This window comes from Infirmifilum sp., from assembly GCF_049970975.1.
GTDB classification, from domain to species: domain Archaea; phylum Thermoproteota; class Thermoprotei; order Thermofilales; family Thermofilaceae; genus Thermofilum; species Thermofilum uzonense.
Genome location: NZ_JBMFLX010000127.1, coordinates 1 through 3,687 on the forward strand (window position 1 = coordinate 1; position 3,687 = coordinate 3,687).

4 protein-coding genes are annotated in these 3,687 nt (G+C 53.0%); all 4 read left to right on the forward strand.

The window, feature by feature from the left end; all coding sequences use genetic code 11:
- The first annotated feature begins 187 nt into the window (after nt 1-187).
- The 4 genes from ACP5KC_RS09400 to ACP5KC_RS09415 are packed head-to-tail and all read left to right on the forward strand — an operon-like array spanning nt 188 to nt 3,671.
- On the forward strand, nt 188-1,261 hold the full coding sequence (locus ACP5KC_RS09400; protein WP_428287385.1) for a glucose-1-phosphate thymidylyltransferase: 1,074 nt from the start codon (nt 188-190) through the stop codon (nt 1,259-1,261).
- Entirely contained in the window at nt 1,258-2,256 is a 999-nt protein-coding gene (gene rfbB / locus ACP5KC_RS09405; protein ID WP_428287382.1) for a dTDP-glucose 4,6-dehydratase, read from the forward strand. Before ACP5KC_RS09400 ends, rfbB begins: the two co-directional genes overlap by 4 nt.
- Entirely contained in the window at nt 2,253-3,140 is an 888-nt protein-coding gene (rfbD, locus tag ACP5KC_RS09410) for a dTDP-4-dehydrorhamnose reductase (protein WP_428287383.1), read from the forward strand. The genes rfbB and rfbD overlap by 4 nt, the downstream gene beginning before the upstream one ends.
- Complete coding sequence (locus tag ACP5KC_RS09415) at nt 3,141-3,671, forward strand: dTDP-4-dehydrorhamnose 3,5-epimerase family protein (RefSeq protein ID WP_428287384.1); 531 nt, start codon at nt 3,141-3,143, stop codon at nt 3,669-3,671.
- Nucleotides 3,672-3,687 lie beyond the last annotated feature (16 nt).

Below are 3,687 nucleotides of genomic sequence, written 5' to 3' on the forward strand. Positions count from 1 at the left end.
GGTTAACCGGGATGGTGTCTTAATGGCAGCTTAACACCTGAAGTTTATTTCGTAAAAGAGCCTGGGAAAAACGTATAGTTGCACTGCAAGTCCTGCTCGTCGCGTCAACCGGAGTATGTTCTCCAGAATTCTATCTAGCACCGAGAAAGGTTTAATATTTAATGTAACCATGGGAAAATTGATTGTCGTGAAAGGTGTTCTACTCCACGGGGGCCTGGGGACAAGGCTCAGGCCTTTAACGCATACGGGTCCCAAGCAGCTCATAAAGGTCGCTGGTAAGCCTGTCTCTCAGTGGGTCCTTGAAGACTTCAAGGGGGCCGGCATCGACGAGGTTGCAGTTATCCTGGGGGGAGTAGCTCCGGAGCGCGTCGTGGAGTACTATGGTGACGGCTCAGCTCTGGGTTTGAAGATAACGTATATCTACCAGGGGTATCCTTACGGGCTGGCTCACGCCGTCTCTGTTGCCCGGGACTATGTAGGCGATGAAGAGTTCGTGGTGTACCTTGGCGACAACCTCATATTGGAGGGTATAAAGAAATTCGTTGAGAAATTCTCTGATAGCGATGCTGACGCGATGATCCTCTTGGCAGAGGTTGAAGACCCTAGGCGATTCGGAGTGGCGAAGTTTGACTCATCGGGCCGGCTTGTAGGTCTTGTGGAAAAGCCTAAAGAGCCGCCAAGCAAATATGCTCTAGTCGGAGTATACTTCTTCAGGGGGCAAGGAGTTTTCAAGGTCATCGAGAAGCTGAGGCCCAGCTGGCGCGGAGAGCTAGAGATAACTGATGCGCTCCAAGGAATGCTTGAGGCGGGATTCAAGGTAGACTATGGGATTATCGGAGGATGGTGGAAGGATACCGGTACGCCTAAGGATATCCTGGAGGCTAACAGGCTGCTCCTAGACCAGAAAGTCAGAGAGGCGTTGATAGAGGGGAATGTTGAGGACAGTAGCGTCGAGGGGAGGGTTATAGTCGAGGAAAACTCCGTGATCCGCAACAGCGTGATAAGGGGGCCTGCATTCATAGGCTCGGGGAGTATAGTAGAGAACTCCTACATAGGCCCCTATACGAGCATAGGGATAAACTGCAGGATACAGGGAGTCGAGATCGAGAACAGCGTGCTTATGGACAACGTGACGATCACAAGCCTAGACTACAGGCTGGTTGACAGCATTATAGGCTCAGGGGGAGTGATAAGAAAGAACTCTAACAGACCTAGAGGTCTAAGACTCTTCCTCGGCGAGATGGGGGTCGTCGAGCTATGAGGTTCCTAGTCACGGGAGGAGCAGGGTTCATGGGCTCAAACTTCGTCCGGTTCCTACTGGGTAAGCTTGACGACGCGGAGGTTCTAGTCTACGACAAGTTCACATACGCTGGGCGCCTCGAGAACCTTGAGGGTCTAGACTCTTCCCGGCTTAGGCTAGTCAGGGGAGACATATGTGATAGTGATCGGGTCGAGAAGACGATCTCAGAGTTCGAGCCAGACGTAATTGTTAACTTTGCCGCCGAGACCCACGTTGATAGAAGTATTGTCGACGCATACCCCTTCATCGAGACAAACGTCAAGGGTGTACACGTCCTACTCGAAGCCTCCCGTAGACTCGACGTAAAACTCCTAGTTCACATCTCGACTGACGAGGTTTACGGCGACGTCGCAGAGCCTGTAGATGAGGCGGCGCCTTTTAGGCCGAGTAGCCCCTACTCCGCAAGCAAGGCTGCGGGCGACTTGTTCTGCCAAGCCTACTGGAGAACATATGGTCTCCCCGTCAGAATAGTTAGACCCTCAAACAATTTTGGGCCCTACCAGTTTCCCGAAAAGCTCATCCCCAAAACAATACTAAGGGCGAGCCTAAACCTCCCCATACCCGTGTACGGAGACGGCTCCCAGAGGAGAGACTGGCTCTTCGTAGAGGACTTTTCGAGAGGCCTCTACACAGTAATAGTGAGCGGGAGAAACGGCGAAGCATACAACCTCCCCGGCTTCAACGAAAAGACAAACATAGAAGTCGTAAAGGACATCCTACACGCCCTCGGAAAGCCTGAAAGCCTCATAAGATTCGTCCCCGACAGGCCGGGACACGACTACCGCTACGCCATGAAAGGCGAGAAAGTGCTTACGCTAGGCTGGAAACCCACGGTGGGCTGGGGGGAAGGCCTAAAGAGGACGATCCAGTGGTATCTTTCAAACGAGTGGTGGTGGCGCCCCCTCGTTAGCGACAAGTTTTTCTCATCAGATACTCCCTGGGGTGGTCAGAAATGAAAGTGATAGTGACCGGTGGGAGCGGGCAGCTGGGCAGAGAAGTCGTGAAACATCTTCTCGCAAGGGGCCACCAGGTCGTGGCCATCCACCACTCACGAGAACCCTTAAACATGCATGGAGTCAAATGGGTTAGACTAGACCTCTCCAATGGGTATCTCTTCGAGGACCTAGTCTGGAAGGAAAAACCGCACACTATAATACACTGCGCCGCCATGACAGACGTAGACGCATGCGAGGTAGACAAGCCTAGAGCCTGGCGGGTTAACGTTGAAGCCACACGCAGCGTCGTTAGAGCGGCTAGAGCGGTTAACGCGCATATAATCTACGTCTCCACAGACTATGTCTTTGACGGCGAGAAGGGGATGTATAAGGAGGCAGACACTCCTTCACCCATAAACTTCTACGGGTTAACCAAGCTCATCGGGGAGGAACTCGTAAAGTCCAGCGACGTCCTCTACACTATAATCAGGCCCAGCGCGATCTTCGGATCCTCAGCTGGGAAAAAAGGATTCGCAGAATATGTGGTAGAGAGACTGAGCACAGGGCAAGAGGTCAGAGCCCTAGTAGACCAGTACGTCTCCCCCACCTACAACGTCTTCCTGGGGGAGGCAATAGTAAAGATAGCAGAGATCAAACCCCTTGGCGTGCTACACGTTGCCGGCGACAGGATGAGCAGGTACGAGTTCGCCCTCAAAATAGCTGAGGCTTTAGGGGCCCCAAAGACACTCGTCAAGGAGGCCAGGACACAAGAAATGTCCTGGACCGCAAGGAGACCTAGAGACTCGAGCCTCGACACCTCCAAGGCCAGGGCCCTACTGGGGGAATTCCACGACACAGAAAAAGCAATAAAGCTCTTCGTGGAGGAATCGATGAGGTCGAAATAAATGGTTATAAAAACGGTAAGGGAACTCCCCTTACCAGGGGTTAAAATAGCAGACCTTGAGAGATCTGTAGACGAGAGAGGGCTATTCCACGAACTAATACGCGGGGACTGGAGCCAGCTACTCGAGGGAGACCAGATACTCCAGGCCAACCTAAGCGTGACATTCCCAGGAATAATTAGAGCCTGGCACAGACACCTACGCGGGCAAAACGACTACTTCTTCGTAGCTCGAGGCTACGCGAAGATATGCGCCTACGACGACTCGACAAGACACCTAGTCGAAGCCGTGCTCAGCGGGGAAAAACCCCAAATCCTACGAGTCCCCGGCCACTACTGGCACGGGTTCAAAGCCCTAGGCACCGAGCCAGTCTACCTAGTATACTTCGTCAACAAGCTCTACGACTACCAGACCCCCGATGAGGAGAGGAGGCCCTGGAACGACCCCACAATAACCCCACTCAAGATAAACGGAAGAACAGACGACCCCAGAGCCGGAAAACCATGGGACTGGTTCCACCCACCGCACAGGTAGTCTTCTGAACCTCTCG